At 76.1% G+C, this 21,518-nt stretch carries 21 protein-coding genes; 11 read left to right on the top strand and 10 right to left on the bottom strand.

Features of this window, described 5'->3' with window-relative positions:
* The first annotated feature begins 36 nt into the window (after window positions 1–36).
* The 3 genes from ACI79X_RS11405 (at window position 37) to ACI79X_RS11395 (ending at window position 1,984) form a co-directional block, all read left to right on the top strand.
* Window positions 37–819, top strand: a complete 783-nt coding sequence (locus tag ACI79X_RS11405) for a polysaccharide deacetylase family protein (RefSeq protein ID WP_457025514.1) — start codon at window positions 37–39, stop codon at window positions 817–819.
* A gap of 120 nt (window positions 820–939) precedes the next feature.
* Window positions 940–1,713, top strand: coding sequence for an SDR family NAD(P)-dependent oxidoreductase (locus ACI79X_RS11400; RefSeq protein WP_457025513.1), 774 nt, complete (start codon window positions 940–942; stop codon window positions 1,711–1,713).
* Window positions 1,714–1,726: 13 nt separating this feature from the next.
* Window positions 1,727–1,984 (top strand): hypothetical protein, encoded by a 258-nt coding sequence (locus tag ACI79X_RS11395; RefSeq protein ID WP_457025512.1) that lies wholly within the window; start codon window positions 1,727–1,729, stop codon window positions 1,982–1,984.
* A 50-nt stretch (window positions 1,985–2,034) separates the two neighbouring features.
* Here the strand turns inward: ACI79X_RS11395 and ACI79X_RS11390 are convergent, their stop codons facing one another.
* The 3 genes from ACI79X_RS11390 to ACI79X_RS11380 form a co-directional block, all read right to left on the bottom strand.
* Window positions 2,035–4,398 carry a SpoIIE family protein phosphatase gene (locus ACI79X_RS11390; RefSeq protein ID WP_457025511.1) on the bottom strand — a complete coding sequence of 788 codons (2,364 nt, stop codon included), beginning with the start codon at window positions 4,396–4,398 and terminating at the stop codon, window positions 2,035–2,037.
* The gene (locus ACI79X_RS11385) at window positions 4,395–5,015 is read right to left on the bottom strand and encodes a biliverdin-producing heme oxygenase (RefSeq protein ID WP_457025510.1); all 621 of its coding nucleotides are present in this window, start codon (window positions 5,013–5,015) and stop codon (window positions 4,395–4,397) included. Before ACI79X_RS11385 ends, ACI79X_RS11390 begins: the two co-directional genes overlap by 4 nt.
* 190 nt (window positions 5,016–5,205) lie before the next feature.
* Window positions 5,206–6,312, bottom strand: coding sequence for a helix-turn-helix domain-containing protein (locus ACI79X_RS11380; RefSeq protein WP_457025509.1), 1,107 nt, complete (start codon window positions 6,310–6,312; stop codon window positions 5,206–5,208).
* Window positions 6,313–6,403: 91 nt separating this feature from the next.
* Here ACI79X_RS11380 and ACI79X_RS11375 point away from each other — a divergent pair, with 91 nt between their 5' ends.
* Both ACI79X_RS11375 and pruA read left to right on the top strand, forming a co-directional pair.
* The gene (locus ACI79X_RS11375) at window positions 6,404–7,333 is read left to right on the top strand and encodes a proline dehydrogenase family protein (protein WP_457025508.1); all 930 of its coding nucleotides are present in this window, start codon (window positions 6,404–6,406) and stop codon (window positions 7,331–7,333) included.
* A gap of 19 nt (window positions 7,334–7,352) precedes the next feature.
* Window positions 7,353–8,978, top strand: coding sequence for an L-glutamate gamma-semialdehyde dehydrogenase (gene pruA / locus ACI79X_RS11370; protein ID WP_457025507.1), 1,626 nt, complete (start codon window positions 7,353–7,355; stop codon window positions 8,976–8,978).
* A gap of 67 nt (window positions 8,979–9,045) precedes the next feature.
* Here the strand turns inward: pruA and ACI79X_RS11365 are convergent, their stop codons facing one another.
* Window positions 9,046–9,570 carry a DUF488 domain-containing protein gene (locus ACI79X_RS11365; protein WP_457025506.1) on the bottom strand — a complete coding sequence of 175 codons (525 nt, stop codon included), beginning with the start codon at window positions 9,568–9,570 and terminating at the stop codon, window positions 9,046–9,048.
* Window positions 9,571–9,650: 80 nt separating this feature from the next.
* On the opposite strand from ACI79X_RS11365, the gene ACI79X_RS11360 reads away from it, so the two are divergent.
* Window positions 9,651–10,799, top strand: a complete 1,149-nt coding sequence (locus ACI79X_RS11360; RefSeq protein ID WP_457025505.1) for an MFS transporter — start codon at window positions 9,651–9,653, stop codon at window positions 10,797–10,799.
* Window positions 10,800–10,803: 4 nt separating this feature from the next.
* Here ACI79X_RS11360 and ACI79X_RS11355 read toward each other — a convergent pair whose 3' ends face one another.
* Window positions 10,804–11,235, bottom strand: coding sequence for an Lrp/AsnC family transcriptional regulator (locus tag ACI79X_RS11355; RefSeq protein WP_457025504.1), 432 nt, complete (start codon window positions 11,233–11,235; stop codon window positions 10,804–10,806).
* 103 nt (window positions 11,236–11,338) lie between these two features.
* On the opposite strand from ACI79X_RS11355, the gene ACI79X_RS11350 reads away from it, so the two are divergent.
* Together ACI79X_RS11350 and ctlX are read left to right on the top strand one after the other, a co-directional pair.
* Window positions 11,339–12,376 carry an ornithine cyclodeaminase gene (locus ACI79X_RS11350; RefSeq protein WP_457025503.1) on the top strand — a complete coding sequence of 346 codons (1,038 nt, stop codon included), beginning with the start codon at window positions 11,339–11,341 and terminating at the stop codon, window positions 12,374–12,376.
* Window positions 12,373–13,314, top strand: a complete 942-nt coding sequence (ctlX, locus tag ACI79X_RS11345; protein WP_457025502.1) for a citrulline utilization hydrolase CtlX — start codon at window positions 12,373–12,375, stop codon at window positions 13,312–13,314. Before ACI79X_RS11350 ends, ctlX begins: the two co-directional genes overlap by 4 nt.
* Before the next feature lie 3 nt (window positions 13,315–13,317).
* On the opposite strand, the gene ACI79X_RS11340 is transcribed toward ctlX, so the two are convergent.
* From ACI79X_RS11340 to ACI79X_RS11325, 4 genes are all read right to left on the bottom strand, one after another.
* A complete protein-coding gene (locus ACI79X_RS11340; RefSeq protein WP_457025501.1) occupies window positions 13,318–13,665 on the bottom strand; it encodes a hypothetical protein in 348 nt (115 codons plus the stop codon).
* Window positions 13,666–13,732: 67 nt separating this feature from the next.
* A complete protein-coding gene (locus tag ACI79X_RS11335) occupies window positions 13,733–14,548 on the bottom strand; it encodes an ABC transporter permease subunit (RefSeq protein ID WP_457025500.1) in 816 nt (271 codons plus the stop codon).
* The gene (locus tag ACI79X_RS11330; protein ID WP_457025499.1) at window positions 14,545–15,477 is read right to left on the bottom strand and encodes an ABC transporter ATP-binding protein; all 933 of its coding nucleotides are present in this window, start codon (window positions 15,475–15,477) and stop codon (window positions 14,545–14,547) included. Before ACI79X_RS11330 ends, ACI79X_RS11335 begins: the two co-directional genes overlap by 4 nt.
* A 148-nt stretch (window positions 15,478–15,625) precedes the next feature.
* Complete coding sequence (locus tag ACI79X_RS11325) at window positions 15,626–16,702, bottom strand: FAD-dependent oxidoreductase (protein ID WP_457025498.1); 1,077 nt, start codon at window positions 16,700–16,702, stop codon at window positions 15,626–15,628.
* Window positions 16,703–16,854: 152 nt separating this feature from the next.
* Here ACI79X_RS11325 and ACI79X_RS11320 point away from each other — a divergent pair, with 152 nt between their 5' ends.
* From ACI79X_RS11320 to ACI79X_RS11310, 3 genes are read left to right on the top strand one after another with little or no spacing between them, the layout of a single operon-like run.
* Entirely contained in the window at window positions 16,855–17,994 is a 1,140-nt protein-coding gene (locus tag ACI79X_RS11320; protein WP_457025631.1) for a zinc-dependent alcohol dehydrogenase, read from the top strand.
* Window positions 17,995–18,004: 10 nt separating this feature from the next.
* Window positions 18,005–18,586, top strand: a complete 582-nt coding sequence (locus ACI79X_RS11315; RefSeq protein WP_457025497.1) for a hypothetical protein — start codon at window positions 18,005–18,007, stop codon at window positions 18,584–18,586.
* A 10-nt stretch (window positions 18,587–18,596) separates the two neighbouring features.
* Window positions 18,597–18,788 carry a DNA-binding protein gene (locus ACI79X_RS11310; protein WP_457025496.1) on the top strand — a complete coding sequence of 64 codons (192 nt, stop codon included), beginning with the start codon at window positions 18,597–18,599 and terminating at the stop codon, window positions 18,786–18,788.
* A 42-nt stretch (window positions 18,789–18,830) separates the two neighbouring features.
* Here the strand turns inward: ACI79X_RS11310 and ACI79X_RS11305 are convergent, their stop codons facing one another.
* Window positions 18,831–21,389, bottom strand: coding sequence for a putative bifunctional diguanylate cyclase/phosphodiesterase (locus ACI79X_RS11305; RefSeq protein WP_457025495.1), 2,559 nt, complete (start codon window positions 21,387–21,389; stop codon window positions 18,831–18,833).
* Between the last annotated feature and the right edge of the window lie 129 nt (window positions 21,390–21,518).

Here is a 21,518-nt window from a genome sequence, read left to right as displayed (position 1 = left end):
GGGGACGCGCCGCACCGCCCCCCTAGCGTCCGCCGCGTGGACCGCCGGGGCTTCCTGTACCTCCTCGCCGCCGGGCTCACCGGCGCGGCCGTCGGACGGGGCGCCGCCGGCCTCGACCTCGCCGCGCCCGACCCCGTGCCCGCCCGCTCGCCGGCGCCCGCGACGCCGACCGGCCCGGGCGGCATCGTCGCCGTCCCCGCGCCGGCCGGGGTGGTGGAGGAGCTGCCCGGCGGCGGCCCGCAGATCGCGCTCACCATCGACGACGGCAGCAACGGCGAGGTGGTCGCCGCGCTGGTCGCGCTGTGCCGCGACACCGGCACCCGGCTGACCTTCTTCCCCAACGGCAGCTACCGCACCTGGGGCGACAACGCCCGCGACCTGTGGCCGCTCGTCGAGTCCGGCCAGGTCGCCTTCGGCAACCACACCTGGTCGCACCCCGACCTCACCACCGCCCCCGACGCCGAGGTCGCCGAGGAGCTGCAGCGCAACCAGGACTTCATGCGGCGCACGCTCGGGGTGACCTCGACGCCGTTCTGGCGGCCGCCGTTCGGCTCGCACGACGAGCGCGTCGACGCCATCGCCGCCGACGTCGGCCACCCGACGACCGTCCTGTGGAACGGCACCTTCGACGACGGCCGGGTCGTCTCCGCCGAGGGGCTCATGGCGGCCGCCGAGCAGTGGTTCACCGCGCGGGCGATCGTCGTCGGCCACGCCAACCAGCCCTCGCTCACCGCGGTGCTCGACCAGATGCTCGCACTGGTCGAGAGCCGGCAGCTGGTGACCGTCACGCTCGCCGACGCCTGGGCCGCCCCCTCCTGACCCGCCGTCCGCGCGCGGGCGGCGGAGCGGGCCCCGACCTGCGGGCCGCGCGGTCCTCCGCGAGAGTGGCGGGGACGCAGTCGTGATCACGGCCCCGCGCGGGCCGGAACGGAGGAACGGGTGGCAGGGGAGCTCAAGGGCCGCGTGGCGCTGGTCACCGGCGGGGCCAGCGGGCTGGGCCGGGCGACGTGCGTGTCGCTGGCCGAGGCCGGCGCGCACGTCGTCGTCGCCGACATCGACGCCGACGGCAGCGCGCGGACCCGCGAGCTGGTGACCGACGCCGGTGGCAGCGCCGACGTCGTCGCCCTCGACGTGACCGACGACGCGAGCCGGCGCGCGGTGGTCGCGCAGCTCTTCGACCAGCACGGCGACGCCTTCGACCTGCTGGTCAACGTGGCCGGCATCGACCGCCCGGGCTACATCACCGACATCGACCTCGACGACTACCGCCGGGTCATGGCGGTCAACTGCGAGGGCCCGATCTTCCTCACCAGCGAGTTCATGAAGCGGGCGCAGCACCTGCCCGAGGGTCGCACCGCCGACGTCGTGCACATCGTGTCGCTCTCGGCGATCACCTCGGGCAGCGGCGCGATCGCCTACAACGGCTCCAAGGCGGGCTTCCTCAACGCCACCCGCTGCATCCAGCGCGAGCTGCGGGAGAAGGCCGTGAAGGCCGAGGACGGCACCGAGCGGCCCTTCCCGGCGCGGGTCATGAGCGTCATCCCGGCCGCCATGGACACCCCGATGATGGAGCAGTGGGGCATCCCCGGGCACCTGATGATGCCGCCCGCGGCGGTGGCCGACGCCGTCCGCACGCTGGTGACCGTGCACCCGGCGGCCTACGTGCCGGAGATGCAGATCGTGCCGCGGCTCGAGCCGAACTTCCCCCGCTGACCGGAGGGCGACCGTGACCGACCCCGACCTGCCCGACAGCGGCATGGCCTCCGGCTCCGACGCCGGGCAGCCGGGCGAGCACCTCGGCACCGGCGAGCTGCGCCCCGACGAGGAGCGCCTGCTCGCCGAGCTCGAGCGCGGCGTCGACCGGGCGCCGCAGGACAACGACGCGGAGGTGCGCGCCGCCGAGGACGAGGCGCCACTGCCGGCCGACGGCGGCGCGCAGGGCGACGGCCTGGAGGCCGGGTTCTCCGACCCGGCGACCGGCTGAGGTGACCGGCGGGGCCGGCCGGCCCGGGGGGACCTGCGCCGGCCGGCCCGTCAGCTCCGGAGGCGGACCGCCACGAGGGCGACGTCGTCCTCGGCGCCCTCGGGCACCAGCCGGTCGAGCACCTCGTCGCTGACCTCCTCGACGGAGGCATCCCGCAGGTCGGCGAGGGCCCGGCCGAGGCGGTCGATGCCGTCGTCGAAGCCCTCGTCGCGGCGCTCGACGAGCCCGTCGGTGTAGAGCAGCAGCGTCGAGCCGGCCTCGAGCCGCACCTCGGCGTCGACCCGGGTGGCCGCGGGGTCCACGCCCAGCAGGAGCCCGGGCCGGCCGCCGGTGAGCGTGCGGGCGGTGCCGTCGGGGCCGGTGGTCACCGGCGGCAGGTGGCCCGCGCTCGACCAGCGCAGCGTCGCCCCGCCGCCGTCGGACGGCGAGAGCCGGGCCACCAGCACGGTCGCCATCGCGCGCAGGTCCAGGCCCTCGATCGCGGCGTCGAGCCGGGTGAGCACCCGCGCCGGGCTGTCGCCGTTGTCGTAGGCGATGCCGCGCAGCAGCCCGCGCAGCTGCGCCATGCACGCCGCGGCCTGCACGTCGTGGCCGACGACGTCACCGATGACCAGCATCGTCGAGCCGTCGGGCTGGCCGAAGACGTCGTACCAGTCGCCGCCGACCTGGGCCTCGCGGGTGGCCGGCACGTAGCGCACCGCGACCTCGAGACCGTCGGTGGTCGTGGGGTCGGACAGCAGGCTGCGCTGCAGCGTCTCGGCGGCGCGCACGATGCTGCGCGAGCGGGCGTAGAGCGCCTCGAGCAGGTGACCGCGCAGCTGCAGGACCTCGCCGCGCTCCTGCGGCGTCCACGGCTGCGAGCGCTCCCGCACCGTCTCCCGCCAGCGGTCGAAGCTCTTGCGGGGGCTCAGCCGCACGTCGTCGCCCTCGCGCTCGGCGATGGCCTTGTTGTGCGGGTCGCCGCCCCAGTCGACGTGCCGCACGGCCTCGCGGCGGTGCCACAGCACGTACTGGCCCTCCGGCAGCGGCAGCACCAGGACGCCGGCGACGACGTCGACCGGGACGCCGAGGTGCGGGGCGTCCTGCTGGAGCGCGTCGGTGGCGACGAGCTCCTCGCCGCGCGCGGCCGCCCAGGCCACCACGCGCTCGGCGACGTCGTCCGGCAGGGCCGCGCCCTTGGTCCCGCTGCTGCCCTGCAGGCAGACGGTGACGCCGTCGGCGGGCAGCACGTCGAGCAGGCTCGTGCCGCCCAGGAGCGTGTCGGCGAGCGGGCGGTCCTCGTCGAGGGTGGCGGCGGTCAGCCAGGCCATCGTCGAGCGCACCTGCAGCGCCCGGTGCACCTCGTCCTCGGCCGTGCGGTCGACCAGCCGCAGCGACAGCGTCGAGCCGAGGAACTCCGCGGCCGCGCGGGTGGCGAACGGTGGCTGGTGGGGGCCGGCGTAGTGGTGGCAGGCGATGAGCCCCCACAGCCGGTCGTCCTGCAGCAGCGAGATCGACATCGAGGCGCGCACGCCCATGTTCTGCAGGTACTCGACGTGGATGGGCGAGACGCTGCGCAGCGTCGAGTAGGTCAGGTCCAGCGGCTGCCCGGTGGCCGGGTGCGCGACCGGCTGGATGCGGCTCGGCTCGTAGTCGACGTCGCTGATCAGCCGCAGCCAGTTCTTCTCGTACAGCGCCCGTGCCTGCGCCGGGATGTCGGAGGCGGGGTAGTGCAGGCCGAGGAAGGAGTTGAGGCCCTCGGCCTTCGCCTCGGCCACGACCTCGCCGTTGTAGTCGGCGTCGTAGCGGTAGACCATCACGCGGTCGAAGCCGGTGAGGGCCCGGACGGCGCGGGCGGTGATGTCGTAGAGGTCCTGCAGGCTGCTCGCCCGGTTGAGCTCGGTGACCGTGCCGCGCACCGCCTGGTAGGTGTTCGGGAAGGAGAACGGCCGCGGCCCGCGGGCGGGCTCCAGCTCCACCACGAGGTTGGTCAGCGGCGGCTCGCCGTCGACCGGCTGGCCGTGCCCGTCGCGGGCGCCGCCGAGGACGGCGCGGTGCAGGATCGCGTCGACCGGGACGGGGTCGCCGTCGACGTCGAGGGTCACCTCGACCGGGTTGCGCTCGCGCAGGTCGCCGAAGGCGCTGGCCGAGCGGACGACCGCCTCGCTCGGCGCCACGCCGAGGACGTCGGCCAGCGGCCGGCCCAGCGCGTCGGACCAGACCACCCCGGTCAGCCCGGCGAGGTTCTCCGAGGCCTGCACGACGACGAGGTCGGGCTCGCTGACGGCCAGCAGCACGCCGCGCGGCTGGACGCTGCCCGGGACGTGGATCGGCTCGCGGGCGCAGTTGTCGAGGTCGACCGGCTCCCCCGGGGCCAGCCAGGCGACGTCCGCCCCGGCGGTGTCCGCCCCCGACGTGGCGTCGACGTCGGTCACGCGGGTGCCCCCTGCGGCCGGGCGGCCGGGGCGCACCAGTCGGCGAGGGCGGCGAAGGTCGAGCGGGCGGCGGCCACGACGCGGCCGGCGTCGCCGCCGTCCTCGACGTGGGCCCGGGTGAAGCGGCGGAAGGCCGCCCACATCGCGCCGGTGTCCTCGCCGTAGGGGCTGAACGCGCGGAGCCGCGGGCCGCCGGCCAGGCCGGGGAGCGTGGCCAGGTGCCGGTCGATGAACGTGCCGCCGAGCGTGGAGCCCTCGAGCACGTACATCCGGCCCAGCGCGGCGTCGGTGTCGGGCACGGCGGGCAGCTGGGGCCGGGCGCCGTCGGCGGGCAGGGCGCCCAGCGCGGCGAGGTCGGCGGCGTAGACGCCGGCGCGGCGCCGCCGCTCCCACTGCAGGGCCGCGGCGTCGGCGGGGTGGGCCGCCGCCCAGGCGTCGAGGCCCTCCTCGGCGGCGTGCCAGAAGGCGTGCAGCAGCCCCAGGACGCCGGCCAGCCGGCCGGGGTCCAGGTCGTGGTCCATCAGCCCGAGGGTGGTCTCCACCTGCTCGTGCTCCACGGCGGTGGCCGTGCGCAGGTCCCGGAGGACGTCGCCGGCGCCGCCCGCGTCTCGAGGCAACGCCTCTCCTCCCGCAGCCATCAGCCACCCGAGGGTAGGCCAGGCCTCCGACGCCGTCGCGGCGAGACGGGTGTGTTCCGCAACCATCCCGGGTGTCCCCGGTCAGCCTCCGCCGCTGTCGGCCGTGCACCGCCGCCTGGTACCCCGCGTGCTGGCCTCCGCCGAGCGCCGGCTGTCCCGCCGCTGAGCCTCAGGGCAGCCGGGCCCGCCGCAGCGAGGCGTGGACCAGCAGGCGGGTGTCGCCGTCGGCGAGGTCGAGCCCGGTCAGCGCGGTGATCCGGCCCAGCCGGTAGTACAGCGTCTGCCGGTGGATGCCCAGCGCGGCCGACGTCCGGGCCACGCTGCCGGCGGTGTCGAGGTAGGCCTCGGCGGTGGCCGCGAGCGCGGGCTCGGCCAGCAGCGGCGCGACGGCGGGGTCGGGCGCGGGCAGTGCCGCCGCCGTGCGCCAGCCGCCGAGCTCGGCCCAGGAGGCCACCGGCGCCAGCCCCGGCACGACGGCGGCGACCGCGGCGGCCGACCGGGCCTGCGCCCACCGCCCGGGCAGGTCGGCGACGGCGGTCGCGGGCTCGGCCACCCCGGCGCTGCTGCCGGCGGGCAGCCGGGCCAGCGCGGCGGCCGCGGCGGCCCCGGCCGGGCGCGGGTCGGCGGGGCGCGGCAGCCGGACGGCGACGGCGACCTCGTCGCCCACCACCGCCGCGCCCGCGGGCGGGCGCCAGCCCGGGGGCGGCGTCCCTCCGGCCGGGCGCAGCGCGACCAGGGCCACGCCCGCGCCGTCGAACCGGGCGGCGAGGACGGCCGCGGCCCGCTCGCGCCCGGCCGCGGGGCCACCGAGCAGGGCGGCCAGCGCGGCGCCGTCGTCGTCCTCCTCCTGGCGGCGGGCCAGCAGCTCCCCGGCTCGGGCGGCCAGCGCCACCGCGGCGGCCAGCGCCGGGTCGGCGTCGTCGGCGGGGTCGGTGCGGCCGCCGTCGAGCAGCCACAGGTAGCCGAGCGTGCGGTCGCCGTGCCGGGCCGGCAGCAGCAGGCGGGTGAGGATCCCGGCGCCCGGGTCGGCCGGCGTGCGCAGCGGTCCCCGCGCGCGGGTGATGCCCAGGTCCTCGAACCACCGGCGGGTGGCCGGGGTGGAGCCGCGGCCGAGGATCGAGCGGGTGCGGACGGCGTCCATCGCGGGGACGTCCCCGTCCTCCAGCGGGTGCGCGGCGTAGGCGACCAGCGTGAAGTCGACGTCCTCGAGCGTCGCGGGGGCGGCGAGCAGCCGCGCCACCTCGTCGACCACGTCCTGCAGGTCGTCGCGCACCATACGACTGTATGAGACGGCGCCGTACGTCTGTCCCTGGCAGGGCGGCCCGGCCGTCCCTAGCGTCGCCCGTGACGCCGACGGAGGGATGCGGGTGCTGACGACGAAGACGGTCCTGCTGGGCGCCTCGCGGCGCCCGGCGCTGCGCCGGGCGCTGGTGGGGACGCCGGTGACCCGGCGGGTGGTCGAGCGGTTCGTGGCCGGCGAGACGCTGCCCGAGGCACTCGCGGTGGTCCGCCGGCTGACCGGCGAGGGCATCGCGGTCACGCTGGACCACCTCGGCGAGGACGTGACCGGGCCCGACGAGGCGCGCGCCTCCCGGGACGCCTACCTCGCCCTGCTCGAGGGCCTCGCGCCTCTGGACCTCGGCCCCGACGCCGAGGTGTCGGTGAAGCTGTCGGCGTTCGGGCAGGCGCTGCCCGGCGGACACGACCTCGCCCTGGACCTGGTGCGCCCCGTGGTGGAGGCGGCCGCGGCGATCGGCACCACGGTCACCCTCGACATGGAGGACTCCACGACGGTCGACTCGACCCTCGCTGTCCTCACCGAGCTGCGCCGCGACCACCCGCGGACCGGGGCCGTCCTGCAGGCCGCGCTGCACCGCACCGAGGACGACGTCCAGGCGCTGGCCACGCCCGGCTCCCGGGTGCGGCTGGTCAAGGGCGCCTACGACGAACCGCCGTCGGCCGCCCACCAGGGCCGCCGCGACGTCGACGCCGCCTACGCCCGCTGCCTGGGCGTGCTCATGCGCGGCCCCGGGTACCCGATGGTCGGCAGCCACGACCCCGCGATGGTCGACCTCGCGCACCGCCTGGCCGCCGAGTACGGCCGCACCCGGGACTCCTGGGAGGTGCAGATGCTCCACGGCATCCGGACCGACGAGCAGCAGCGGCTGGCCGCGTCGGGCACCCGCGTGCGGGCCTACGTCCCCTACGGCCGCGACTGGTACGGCTACTTCACCCGCCGGATCGCCGAGCGCCCGGCCAACCTGCGCTTCTTCCTGCGCGCCCTCGTCTCCCGCTGACCCGAACCGGAGGCCCCTCATGGACGGCACCACCCGCGTCCCCGCGCCGCGCAACGAGCCGGTGCTCACCTACGCGCCAGGCTCGCCCGAGCGCGCCGCGCTCGAGACCCGGCTGGCGGAGCTCGCCGCCGAGCCGCTCGAGCTGACCCTCACCATCGGCGACAAGCAGCGGATGGCCGGCGGTGAGCGCTTCGACGTCGTCCAGCCGCACCGGCACGCCGCCGTCCTCGGCACCGCCGCGCACGCCACCCACGCCGATGCCGAGGAGGCCGTGGCCACCGCCAAGGCCGCCGCGCCGGCCTGGCGCGACCTGTCCTTCGACGACCGCGCCGCGGTCTTCCTCAAGGCGGCCGAGCTGCTGGCCGGGCCGTGGCGGCAGACGCTGAACGCGGCCACGATGCTCGGCCAGTCGAAGACCGCCCACCAGGCGGAGATCGACTCGGCGTGCGAGCTCGTGGACTTCTGGCGCTGGAACGTGCACTTCGCCCGGGAGGTCCTGTCCGCGCAGCCGGAGTCGTCGCCGGGGGTGTGGAACCGCAGCGACCACCGGCCGCTGGAGGGCTTCGTCTACGCGGTCACCCCGTTCAACTTCACCGCGATCGCCGGCAACCTGCCCACCGCGCCGGCGCTCATGGGCAACACCGTCGTGTGGAAGCCCGCGCCCACCCAGCAGTTCGCGGCGCACTTCCTCATGCGGCTGCTGGAGGAGGCGGGGCTGCCCCCGGGCGTCATCAGCATGGTGACCGGCGACGGGGTCGCCGTCTCCGACGTCGCGCTGGCCGACCGGGACCTGGCCGGCATCCACTTCACGGGCTCGACGGCGGTCTTCCAGCACCTGTGGCGCACGGTGGGGGAGAACATCGCGGGCTACCGCGGCTACCCGCGCATCGTGGGGGAGACCGGCGGCAAGGACTTCGTCGTCGCCCACCCCTCGGCCGACGTCGACGTGCTGCGCACCGCTCTGGTCCGCGGGGCGTTCGAGTACCAGGGGCAGAAGTGCTCCGCGGCCTCCCGCGCCTACGTGCCGCGGTCGGTGTGGACGCGGCTGCGCGACGACCTGGTGGCCACCACCGAGTCGCTGACCATGGGCGACGTCACCGACCTGTCCCACTTCATGGGCGCGGTCATCGACCGGAAGTCGTTCTCGAAGCTCTCCGGCGTCATCGACCGGGTCGACGACGACCCCGCGCTGTCGATCGTCGCCGGCGGTCAGAAGGACGACTCCGAGGGCTTCTTCGTCCGCCCGACGATCATCGAGGGCAGCGACCCCGGGCACGAGGTGTTCACCACCGAGTACTTCGGGCCGGTGCTGGCGGTGCACGTCTACGACGACGCCGACTACGACGCGGTGCTCACCCAGATGGAGTCGGTGGCGCCGTACGCGCTGACCGGCGCGGTGATCGCCCAGGACCGGGCGGCGATCGCCCACGCCCAGCGGGTCCTGCGGTTCGCGGCGGGCAACTTCTACGTCAACGACAAGCCGACCGGCGCCGTCGTCGGCCAGCAGCCCTTCGGCGGCGGCCGGGCCTCGGGCACCAACGACAAGGCCGGCGCGGCACAGAACCTGCAGCGCTGGACGTCGACCCGCTCGATCAAGGAGACGTTCGCCCCGCCGACCGACCACCGCTACCCGCACATGGATTGAGGACCCTCCCGCCCCCCACCGCTCGCACGCTCGCGGCGGGTCCCTGCGGGAGGGCCGTTCCAGCACGTCACCGAGCCGGCCAGCGGACCAGGCCGTCCCCGCCCCGCACCGCCCCCTCCGACGGGTGGTGCGGGGCGAGCCTGCCGTCGGGCACGAGGTGGTGCACCGGGACGCCCCGGGCCAGGACGGCGACGTCGGCGACCAGCCGCCGGTGGCAGCGCCACCACACGCTCTCGCTGCACATGACCGCGACCGTCGCCGTCGCCGCCTCGGCGAGCACCTCGTCGAGCGCCGCAGCGAACTCCGCGGTCCGGGTGTGCGCGGCGTACGCGGCGAACTGCGCGACGGTCCACCAGCCGTCGGCGACCGGCTCGCCCGGCGGCAGCCGGCGCCGCCCGCCGAGCCGCTGCTCCCAGCGGTAGCCGATCCCCGCCGCGGGCAGCCACTCCTCGAGCGCCTCCCGCCGGACGTCGGGGTTGCCGCGGCTGCCCGGGTAGCGGCGGACGTCGACCAGCGCGGCCACCCCGGCCGCGGTGAGGCGGGCGCGGAGGCGGTCGCGGTCGTCGGGGCCGTGGCCCACGGTGAGCAGCACGGGCACCCCCTACCCGGCCGCCGCCGGGAGGGCGGTCATGCTGGGCCGCCGGGCGAGGTCGCCCGCGGAGGGGGAGCGCGGTGGCACCGGGCACGACGGAGCGGGCGTCGCTGTGGCGGCTCCCGGCGATGCGGGCGCTCGTGGGCGCCACGACGCTCGGGTTCGTCAGCTACTGCCTGACGCTGGCCTCGCTGCCCGCGTACGCGGTGGCCGGCGGCGCCTCCCCGGACACCGCGGGCGTCGTCACCGCCGTCTTCCTCGTCGTCACGATCGCCGTGCAGGCGGTCGTCCCCGCGCTCACCGCCCGCCTCGGCCTCGGGCCCGTGCTGGCGGCCGGGCTGGTCGCGCTGGGCGCGCCCTCGCCGCTGTACGCCGTCGACGACGGGGTCGCGTGGCTGTCGGCCGTCTCGGCGGTGCGCGGCGCCGGCTTCGCGGTGCTCACCGTGCTCGGGGCGGTGCTCGCCGCCCAGGTGGCCCCGGCCGAGCGGCGCGGGGAGTCGATCGGCCTGTACGGGCTGGCGATCGCGGTGCCCAACCTGCTGGCGGTGCCCGCGGGCGCGGCGCTCGTCCTGGACGGTCACGCCGGCTGGCTCGCGTGGCTGTCGGCCTCCCCGGTGCTGGCGCTGCCGCTGGTGCCGGTGCTCGCCCGGTCGGTGCACTGGCAGGGCGCCGCCGGCGGGTCCTCGCGGGCCGCCGTCCGCGCGGCCCTGGCGCCGTCGGCGGTGCTGCTGCTGGTCACCCTCGCCGGCGGCGGCCTGGTGACCTTCCTGCCGATCGAGCGGCCCGACGGCGTCCTCGCGACGGCGGCGCTGCTGGTCTTCGGCGCGACCGGCGCGGTCACCCGCTGGCGGGCGGGCCTGCTCGCCGACCGGGTGGGCACCCGCCTGCTGCTGCCGGCGGGGCTGCTCGTCGCCGCGGCCGGGCTGGCGCTGGTGGCGCTGGGCCTCGGCGCCGGCGCGGGGTGGGTGCTGGCCGGGGCGGCGGTGTTCGGCGCGGGTTACGGCGCGGTGCAGAACCTGACGCTGGTCACCGCCTTCGCCCGGGCCGGGGAGGGCGGGTCGACGGCGGCGAGCGCGATGTGGAACGCCTCCTTCGACGCCGGCACCGCGGTCGGCGCGCTGGCGCTCGGCCTGCTCGCGGCCGGCGTCGGGCTGCCGTGGAGCTACGTGCTGGTGGCCGGCGTGCTGGTGGTGGGCCTGCCGTTGGCCCGGGGGGCCACCCGGGCCTGAGCGCTCAGCGCAGCACGGAGGTCAGCAGCAGGCTCGTCTGGCTGTTGATCACCCCGGGCACCGACCGCATGCGGTTGAGCAGCCGGTCGAACTCGACGAGGTCGGCGGTCCGGTGCTCGGCGACGAGGTCCCACGCCCCGTTGGTCGAGTGCATCGACTCGATCTCCGGGAAGCCGCGCAGCCGCCGGATCACCTCGTCGGTGGAGCGGCCCTCGACCTCGATGAGCGAGACCCCGCGGACCCCGCCGGCCGTCGCCTCGTCGCGCACCCGGACGGTGAACCCGACGATGACGTCCTCGGCGACGAGCCGGTCGAGGTGGCTGGTCACGGTCGCGCGGGTGACGCCGAGCCGGCGCGCGAGCTCGGCCACCGGGGCCCGGCCGTCCTCCCGGAGGGCCGAGAGGAGGCGCCGGTCGAGCTCGCTCAGGTCCGCCATGTACAGAATGTACGAGTGATCACCGCAGACTGACCAGAGTCTGCGCACAACGCGCGCTCATCGCTCATTGTGTGTGCAGATCGCCCAGCCCTACCTTCTGCGCATGACGCTCTTCGTCGACGTGCGCAACATGGTCCGCTGGACGGCCGAGACCGGGCCCGAGCGGATCATCGACGGCATCTCCCGGTACATCGAGCAGGACTTCGCCCGCTGGGAGTCCTTCGACAAGATCGCCCGGGTCGGCAGCCACACGCCGTTCGGCGTCATCGAGCTCATGCCCACCAGCGACGGCGAGACCTACGCCTTCAAGTACGTCAACGGGCACCCGAGCAACCCCGCCCGCGGCTACCAGACCGTCTCCGCGTTCGGCGCCCTGGCCGACGTGCACAACGGCTACCCGGTCTTCCTCGCCGAGATGACCCTGCTGACGGCGCTGCGCACGGCCGCCATGTCGGCGATGGTCGCCCGCCACCTCGCCCGGCCCGACTCCCGGCGCCTGGCGCTCATCGGCGCCGGCAGCCAGGCGGAGTTCCAGGCGCTCGGGATGCGCGCCGCGCTGGGCATCTCCGAGGTCACGGTCTGGGACACCGACCCGGCCGCCATGGCCAAGCTCGCCCGCAACCTGACGCCGCTGGGCTTCGACGTGACGATCGCCGCCTCCGGGCGCGAGGCGGTCCGCGGCGCCGACGTCGTCACCACCTGCACCGCCGACAAGGCCCGCGCCACCGTCCTGCAGGACGAGTGGATCGAGCCGGGCATGCACCTCAACGCCATCGGCGGCGACTGCCCCGGCAAGACCGAGCTCGACCCGACGATCCTGCTGCGCGACGACGTCGAGGTGTTCGTCGAGTTCCCGCCGCAGACCCGCGTCGAGGGCGAGATCCAGGCCGTGCCGGCCGACTTCCCGGTGACCGAGTTGTGGGAGGTCGTCGCCGGCCGCCGGCCCGGGCGCTCCTCGGCGTCGCAGGTGACGCTGTTCGACTCGGTCGGCTTCGCGATCGAGGACCTGTCGGCGCTGCGCTACGTCCGCGACGCGGTGCGCGGCACGCCGTGGGTCGACGACATCGACCTCGTCGCCGAGCCGGAGGACCCCAAGGACCTGTTCGGCATGCTCACCGCGCTCCTGCCGATCGGTTCGTGAGCGCGTCCGGTCAGGCGCCCGCGGCCGTCGTCCTGGTGCGGCCGCACGCCTTCCGGCCCAACCCGCTCACCCTCGCCGACAACGCCTTCCAGGCGGAGGCGGTGGGGGAGGACCCGGCGGTGCTCGCCCGCCGGGCCCACGACGAGGTGACGGCGCTGGCCGACGCGCTCACCGACGCCGGCGTGCGGGTGCACCTGTTCGACGACCCGGAGCCCGACCGGCCCGACAGCGTCTTCCCGAACAACTGGCTGTCCACCCACGCCGACGGGCGGGTGGCGCTGTTCCCGATGTACGCGGAGAACCGGCGGCGGGAGCGGCGCGGTGACGTCGTCGAGTTCCTCAAGGCCGCCTACCGCGTGCACGAGGTGGTCGACCTCTCCGGCCTCGAGCACGACGGCGTCTTCCTCGAGGGGACCGGGGCGATGGTGCTCGACCACGTCGCGCGGGTGGCCTACGTGGCCCGGTCGCGGCGGGTGGACCCGGTCGCGCTCGACCGGTTCTGCCGCGGGTTCGGCTACGAGGCGGTCGTGTTCGACGCCGTCGACGCGAGCGGCCGCGCGGTCTACCACACCAACGTGCTGATGAGCGTGGCCGGCGAGTACGCGCTGGCGGGCCTCGAGCTGCTGCCGTCGGCCGCCGAGCGCTCCCGGCTCGCCGCGCGGCTCGCCGACGGCGGGCGCACCGTCGTCCCGCTCACCGCCGCGCAGGTGGGGGAGTTCGCCGGCAACGCCCTGGAGGTGCAGGGCAGCGACGGGCCGGTGCTGGCGCTGTCGGCCCGGGCGGCGGCGAGCCTGACGCGGGAGCAGCGGGCGGTGGTGGAGGCCTCCGCGCGGCTGCTGCCGGTCGCGGTGCCGACCGTGGAGTTGGCCGGCGGCTCGGTGCGCTGCATGATCGCCGGGGTGCACCTGGAGCCGCGGACCGCGCCCGTCCCCGCCTGAGCCTCAGCCGGCGATCGAGTCGGCCGCTGCGCGCAGCGACCGCAGCAGGAGCAGCTCCTCGCCCGAGCGGCGCAGCCACACCCGCAGGGCGGCGGGGTCGTTGCGGGCGGCGTCGCGGACGGTGCCCAGGTTGAGCTGGCGGGTGTTGGCCTGCGCCCGCTGGGCCGGCGGGAGCGAGCGGCCCTCGCTGCGGGCCAGCGACGTGAGCGCGGCGCCGACGTAGACCAGGTCGCGGACCTCGTCCACCTCGGCGAGGACGGCGTCGGCGCCGGGGCCGTCGCCGGCCTCCAGGCGGTCGATCAGGGCGGCGGCGCGCTCGCGGCCGAGGGCGGTCGGGTCGGGGGAGGTCACCCCTCCACTGTGCACGCCCGTGCTCTGCCCACGGTGCGCGGGCAGAGCACGGGCGGGTCGGGGACCCTCAGGCGTCGCGGCGGGTGAAGACCAGCGCCCCGGCGACCAGGACGACGGCGACCTCGGCGGCGAAGACGGCGAACCCGGTCCACGGCTCGAGCAGCACCGGGTTGAACGACTCCGGCATCGCGATCCGCGAGCCCGCGTTGCCCGGCATCAGCTTGGTCAGCCACTCGCCGAGCGCGCCCGGCAGCAGCATCACCAGGTTGCCGACCAGGAACACCACCGCGAGCACCACCGACACGACCGCGGCGGTCGAGCGCAGCAGCAGCCCGGCGCCCATGGCCAGCAGCCCGAGGCCGGCCATGTAGAGCCCGGAGCCCAGCAGCGAGCGCAGCATGCCGTCGTCGCCCAGGCCGATCCCGATGCCCTCGGCCGACAGGAAGGCGTTGCCGCCGAGCCAGCCGAGCGTCGCGGTGACGACGCCGGCGACGAACAGGACGGCGCTGAGCACGACCGCCTTGGCCACGAGGACCGTGCCGCGGCGCGGGGTGGCGGCCAGCGTCGCCCGGATCATCCCGGTGCCGTACTCGCCGGTGACCGCGAGCGCCCCGAGGACGACGGCGGTGACCTGAGCGAACAGCAGGCCCCAGGTGATGAAGGCGCCGACCGGCTCGTTCTCCGCGCCCGAGGCGAGGTCGGGGGCGATGAGCGCGCAGACCAGCGTGGTCAGGCCGGCGCCGAGGGCGACCATCGCCGCCACCGACCAGCCGGTCGAGCGCACGGTCCAGAGCTTGATCCACTCGGCGTGCAGAGCGCGGCCGAGCCCCGCGCGGGCGGGCGCGGCGGCGGTGCGGGGCGCGGTCAGGGTCGGTGCGGTCACCGGGTCACCTCGGTCTGGGGAGCGGCGGGGCGGGCGGCCGAGTACTCGACGCTGCCGGCGGTCAGGGTCATGAAGGCCTCCTCGAGCGAGGAGGTGACGAGGCCGAGCTCGTGCAGCGCCAGCCCGGCGCCGGCGGCGAGCTCGCCGGTGGTGGCGGCGTCGACGCCCTGCACGTGCAGCTCGTCGCCGTCGCGGGTGACGTCGGCCCCGGAGCGGCGCAGCAGCTCGGCGAGCTGCCCGGCGCGGGGGCTGCGCACCCGGACGAAGGACGCCGCGTGCTCGGCGATGAACTGCGGCATCGGGCAGTCGGCGAGCACCCGGCCGCGGCCGATGACCACGAGGTGGTCGGCGGTCAGCGCCATCTCCGACATCAGGTGGCTCGAGACCAGCACCGTGCGGCCCTCGGCGGCGAGGCTGCGGGCGAGGGTGCGCACCCAGCGGATGCCCTCCGGGTCGAGGCCGTTGACCGGCTCGTCGAGGACGACGACGGGCGGGTCGCCGAGCAGCGCCGCGGCGATGCCGAGCCGCTGGCCCATGCCGAGGGAGAAGCGGCCCACCCGCTGGCCGGCGACCGCCTCGAGCCCGACGAGGCCGAGCACCTCCTCCACCCGGCTGGTCGGGATGCCGTTGCTGGCGGCCAGCCAGCGCAGGTGCGCGCGGGCGGTGCGGCCCGGGTGCAGCGCCCGGGCCTCGAGCAGCGCGCCGACCGCGCGCAGCGGGGCGGGGGAGTCGGCGTAGCGGGCGCCGTCGACGGTGACCGTACCGGAGGTGGGCCGGTCCAGGCCGATCACCATCCGCATCGTCGTCGACTTGCCGGCGCCGTTCGGGCCGAGGAAGCCGGTCACGTGGCCGGGGCGGACGGTGAAGGAGACGCCGTCGACGGCGACCCGGTCGCCGTAGCGCTTGGTGAGGTCGGTGGCGACGATCACGGCGTCACCGCCGGGGGAGGGAGGGCTGCGAGGTCATGGCGAGGACCCTCCCGGTCCGGGGGTGCCGGGCACATCGGGGAGGACCCCCGGCCCGACCCTGGACCGTCCCCCATCCGGCGCCGGGGGAGGACCCGGTCAGGCGCTGCGGTCAGGCGCTGCGGGGCAGGTCCGCGGCGAGCTGCCGGCGCAGTGCCACCGCCGCGCTCCGGCCGGCCCGGTTGGCGCCGATCGTGCTCGCGCTCGGGCCGTAGCCGACCAGCTGCAGCCGTGGCTCGTCGACGGCGGTGGTGCCCTCGATCGGGATGACGCCGTCGCGGGTGCGCAGCCGCAGCGGGGCCAGGTGGCCCACGGCCGCGCGGAAGCCGGTGGCCCAGAGGATCACGTCGGCGGCCACGGTCCGGCCGTCGTCCCACGCGACGCCGTCGGGGGTGATCCGGTCGAACACCGGCAGCCGGGTGAGGACGCCGTCGTCGAGGGCGCGGCGCACCCACGGGGTGACCACGAGCCCGGTGACGCCGACGACGCTGCCGGGCATCCGGCCCGCGCGGACCGCGGCCTCCACCCGGGCGACCGCCTCGCGGCCCTGCTCCTCGCCGAAGGGGCCCTCGCGCCAGACCGGCGGGCGTCGGGTGACCCAGGTGGTGCGGGCGACGGGCGCGATCTCGCCGAGCAGCTGCACCGCCGACGCGCCGCCGCCGACGACCACCACCGACCGCCCGGCGAACTCCTCCGCGCCGCGGTAGCCGACGGTGTGCAGCTGCCGGCCGCGGAAGGTCTCCTGGCCGGGGTAGCGGGGGACGAACGGGCGGGTCCAGGTGCCGGTGGCGTTCACCAGGCCGCGCGCCCGCCAGGTGCCCCGATCGGTCTCGACGGCGAACCGCCCGTCGTCCGTGCGGCGGACCGCCGACACCCGCACCGGCCGCTCGACGGGCAGGGCGAAGCGCCGCTCGTACTCGGCGAAGTAGGCGGGCACGGCCTCGGCGGCGGGGAGGTCCTCCGACGCCGGCTCGAAGGGCAGGCCGGGCAGCTCGTGCACCCGGTGCGTGGTGGCCAGGGTGAGCGAGGGCCAGCGGTGCTGCCAGGCGCCGCCGGGCGCGGCGTCGCCGTCGAGGACGACGAAGCCGCTGCCGGGGGCGAACCCCTGCCGGGCCAGGTGGTACGCGGTGCTCAGGCCGGCCTGGCCCGCGCCGATGACCACGACGTCGACGTCCCGCGGCTCGCTCACGCCCGGGCAACGCCGCCGGGCCCGCCTGGCTTCCGCCGGGCCGGGCCGGGCCGGACGGACCGGCCCGTTTCCCGGCTCCGGACCGCGGGCACGCCTGCGGGGACGCCGGTGACCGGTCCCGGTGCGAGCGAGAGGGGCGCCGCGTGCGCGCGATGGTCTACCGAGGCCCGTACAAGGTCCGGGTCGAGGACAAGGACATGCCGAGGATCGAGCACCCGAACGACGCGATCGTGCGGGTCACGCTCGCCGCGATCTGCGGCTCCGACCTGCACCTCTACCACGGGCTGCTGCCGGACACCCGGGTCGGGCACACCTTCGGCCACGAGTTCATCGGGGTGGTCGAGCAGGTCGGCCCGTCGGTGCAGAACCTGTCGGTCGGCGACCGGGTGATGGTGCCGTTCAACATCTTCTGCGGCTCGTGCTGGTTCTGCGCCCGCGGGCTGTACTCCAACTGCCACAACGTGAACCCGAACGCGACGGCCGTCGGCGCGATCTACGGCTACTCGCACACCACCGGCGGCTACGACGGCGGCCAGTCGCAGTTCGTGCGCGTGCCCTTCGCCGACGTCGGCCCGGTGCGGATCCCCGAGTGGATGCACGACGAGGACGCCGTCTGCCTGACCGACGCCGCCGCGACCGGCTACTTCGGCGCCCAGCTCGGCGAGATCGCCGAGGGCGACACCGTCGTCGTCCTGGGGGCCGGGCCCGTCGGGCTGGTGGCCGCGCAGTCGGCGTGGCTGATGGGCGCCGGGCGGGTGATCGTCGTCGACCACCTGCAGGAGCGGCTGGAGAAGGCCCGCACGATGGCCCACGCCGAGACGCTGGACTACGACGAGGTCGACGACGTCGTCCTCGAGATGAAGAAGCAGACCGACCACCTCGGCGCCGACGTCGTCATCGAGGCGGCGGGCGCGGAGGCCGACGGCAACTTCCTGCAGCAGGTGACGGGCACGAAGCTCAAGCTGCAGGGCGGCTCACCGGTGGCGCTGAACTGGGCGATCGACGGCGTGCGGAAGGGCGGCACCGTCTCGGTGGTCGGCGCCTACGGGCCGATCCCGAACGCGGTGAAGTTCGGCGACGCGCTGAACAAGGGCCTCACGCTGCGGATGAACCAGACGCCGGTGAAGCGGCAGTGGCCGCGGATGTTCGAGCACGTGCGCAACGGCCACCTGACCCCGCGCGAGGTGGTCACCCACCGGTTCCCGCTCGAGCACATCGCCGAGGCCTACCACGTGTTCTCCAGCAAGCTCGACGGCTGCATCAAGCCGGTCATCGTCCCCGACGCGGCCTGAGGAGCTCCCCGTGACCGAGTCCGAGATCCCGAGTGCCTACGTCCGCGACAAGCGGACGCCGACCCCGAGCCGGGAGGAGCTGCGCGCCCGGATCCCCGGCTGGGGCGTCGACCTCGACCCCGCCGACCGGCCGTCGTACCCGAAGCTGCAGTACCCGGCCGACACCGGCGCCCGCTGGGACTTCCCCGAGCGGCAGCCCGGCAGCGAGGGCCGCGAGCACTCGATCGAGCACGCCTTCGTGACGCCGGTGTTCGGCACCGCCCAGCCGCTGCACGGGGTGTCCGGGGCGGTGCGCCGGTTCGCCTACGCCCGCTTCAGCGAGGGCCGGCTCGCCCACTGGGTGCTGCTGGTGGTCGGCGACCGTCTCGACGCGTGGGGGAGCACCCTGCGGCAGCTCGTCTCGGGCCGGCCGGTGCCGCCCGCGACGGGGCTGAGCGCGGAGACCACCCACGGCGGGCTGAGCTCCCGGACCGGGCGCTCCGACGTCCGGCACCAGGTGCTCGACCCGCTCGTCACCGCCGGGCCGTGGCTGGCCGGCGCGGGTGCCGCGGTGCTCGCGGTCCGGGGGCTGGTGCGCGCCGTCCGGGGCTAGCCTCCGCGGCATGACGCCGCTGGACTCCCTGCCGCGCATCGGCCGGCCGGCCACCGCCGCCCTGGAGCTGGCCGGCTACACCCGCCTGGACCAGCTGACCGGGGTGCCGCGGTCGTCGCTGGCCGCGCTGCACGGCGTCGGTCCGAAGGCGCTGCGCCTCCTCGACGAGGCGCTGGCCGAGCACGGCTTGGCCCTCGGCTGAGCCCTCCGGCGACCGGCCCGGCCGTGCCGTGGGCTCGCGGGCTCAGGCCAGCCGGAGGCCGGCGTAGGGCCGGCGCGCGGACTGCCGCTCGTCCAGCCACGGGACGAGGGCGGTGGCCGGCATCGGCCGCCCGAGGTGCCACCCCTGGACGATGTGGCAGCCCATGTCCGCCAGCAGGTCCCAGGTCCGCTGGTCCTCGACGCCCTCGGCGACCACCTCGAGACCGAGGTGTCGGCCGAGGTCGACGATCGCTCGGACGATGGCGGCGTCCCCGCCGCGGTCCTGGAGTCCGGTGACGAAGCTGCGATCGATCTTGACCTCGTCGACCGGGAGCCGCTGGAGGTAGGACAGCGACGAGTAGCCGGTACCGAAGTCGTCGACCGAGAGGCGGACTCCGAGCGCCCGCAGCTCGTGCAGCAGGGCGGTGGCGCGGGCGGGGTCGACCATGACCGAGCTCTCGGTGACCTCGAGCGTCAGCCGGTCCGGCGGAACGGTGTGCCGGCGCAGGAGCCGGGACACCTCGTCGACCAGGTCGGCGTCGAGGAGGCTGCGGCTGGACAGGTTGACCGCGATGCTCAGGTCCACCCCCCGGCGGCGCCAGTCGGCGACCGCCGCGAGGGACTGGTCCAGGACCTGCGTCGTCAGGGGCCCGATCAGGCCGCTGCGCTCCGCGACGGGGATGAACTCGTCGGGGGAGATGCGACCCCGCTCGGGGTGCTCCCAGCGCACCAGCGCCTCCACGCTGCGGACCTCGCCGTCGCCGGTGCGCGCCTGCGGCTGCACGTAGAGCTGCACCCCGCCGGTGCTCAGCGCCGTGCGCAGCTCCGCCACGAGCGAGAGCCGGCTGACGTCGGTGGAGTCGAGGGCGGCGTCGTAGGCCTGCAGACCCCTGCCGGAGGACTTGGCGGCGTACATGGCGACGTCGGCGCGCTTCAGCAGCACCGCCGGGTCGCTCCCGTGGGAGGGGGCCAGAGCCAGGCCGAGGGAGCCGCCGACCTCGACCGCCATGCCCTCCAGGGCGATCGGGTGCTCCAGCGACCGGAGGACGCGCCGTCCGATCGAGGTGGCACGGACCTCGTCGGCGTCCTCGAGCAGCACGGCGAACTCGTCGCCGCCCAGCCGGGCCACCAGCCCGGAGGCGCCGACGGCCGTGCACAGGCGCTCACCGACCTCGATCAGGAGCAGGTCGCCCTGCTGGTGGCCGAGGGTGTCGTTGACGTCCTTGAAGCCGTCCAGGTCGAGGATCATGATCGCCGCGCCGGTGGTGCGGCCGTCGGCCACGTCGTCGAGGACGGTGCCCAGCCGCCGCTGCAGCGCGGCCCGGTTGGGGAGCCCGGTGAGCGCATCGTGCATCGCCTCGTGCCGGAGCTGGGAGACCAGCTCACCGTTCTGCAGGGCGACGCTGGCGTGGTTGGCCACGGTCTCCAGGAGGAGGACGTCGCCCTCCTCGAAGGAGCGCACCTCGCCGAGCCGGTCGGTGACCACGAGGGCGCCGAGGACGCCGGCGCCGCCGCGCAGCGGGACGGCGATCCCGTCCCGGGCGCCGTGGACGTCCAGCCATCCCCGGGCGGGCTGCTCGCGCGTCCCGCGGGGGAGCAGCAGCGGTTCGCCGTCGGTCACCACGGTGCCCAGGAGCCACCCGTCCTCGGGACCCCGCGCGTCCTCCGAGCGCGAGAGGCGCCCGCTGGCGCCGAGCCGCACGCGGGCCACTGCGGCGTCGGCCGCGGCGACGAAGACGATCTCCGCGCGGTCGGCGTGCAGGAGGTCTCGGGCCTCGGCGAGCACGTTGCCGAGGACCTCGTCCACCTCCGGGGAGCTGGAGATCGCCTGGGTGAACCGGTACAGCCGCTCGAGGCTGAGGTGCCGGTCGGACAGCGCCGCGTAGGCCCGGTACCCCAGCAGCAGCCCGCAGCCCATGACCAGGAGGAGCACCCCGGCCTCGGGCGCCGCGGCGAGGCTGGTGACCGCGACGAGGCCCAGGGTGACGACCAGGGGGGAGGCGGGATCACCCGTGACGACGTCGCGCAGGACCGCGAGCGGCCGGAACCCGCCGTCGTACACGGCCAGCACGAGGGCCACGGCGAGCACGCTCACGCGGTTGGCGCCGAGGCAGCCGGCGTACGCCCCCAGCCAGGCGAGCCAGTGGGTCTCGCCGTGGGCGCCGGCGACGACGTGGAACACGGCGACCGCGACGGCCACCTGCAGGGCCAGGGCGGCCAGGTTCCACACGGTCTTGAGCGCCGAGGACCGCCGGTGCAGCAGCAGGATGGCGGCGGAGCCGAGCAGGTGGCCCAGCAGCAGGTCGGCCGGCTGGGCGTAGAAGAGGCCGAGCACGAGCGCGAGCTCGCTGATGGAGACGGTCTGCGCCTCGCGCTTGGTCTGGATGTGGAGGACGCACGCCTCCGTCGCGGCGAAGCAGGCCGCGAGCAGCCACCAGGGCAGCTGCAGGGTGTCACTGGCGGCGGGGGCCGAGGCGTAGGGCAGGCCGACGACGACCGCGAGCGCCGCCAGGGCGACGGTCATCGCCACGACCAGACCGGACTGCCGGTCGGGCCGCGGGAGCCTCGGTCGCCGTCGGCCGGCGGTGTCGTGCGTCGTCATCTCCGCACCTCCTCGCCCCGTCAACGGCGGAGGGGGGGGGGGGGGGGGGGGGGCGGCCCCCCCCCCCCCCCCCCACCCCCACGGCGGCCGGGGTGGCGCCCGTCTGGCCGCGGCGCGCCCCCGGCCGGG

The organism is Geodermatophilus sp. SYSU D01119 (genome assembly GCF_054049975.1).
This window is presented reverse-complemented; position numbering and strand designations above follow the sequence as displayed.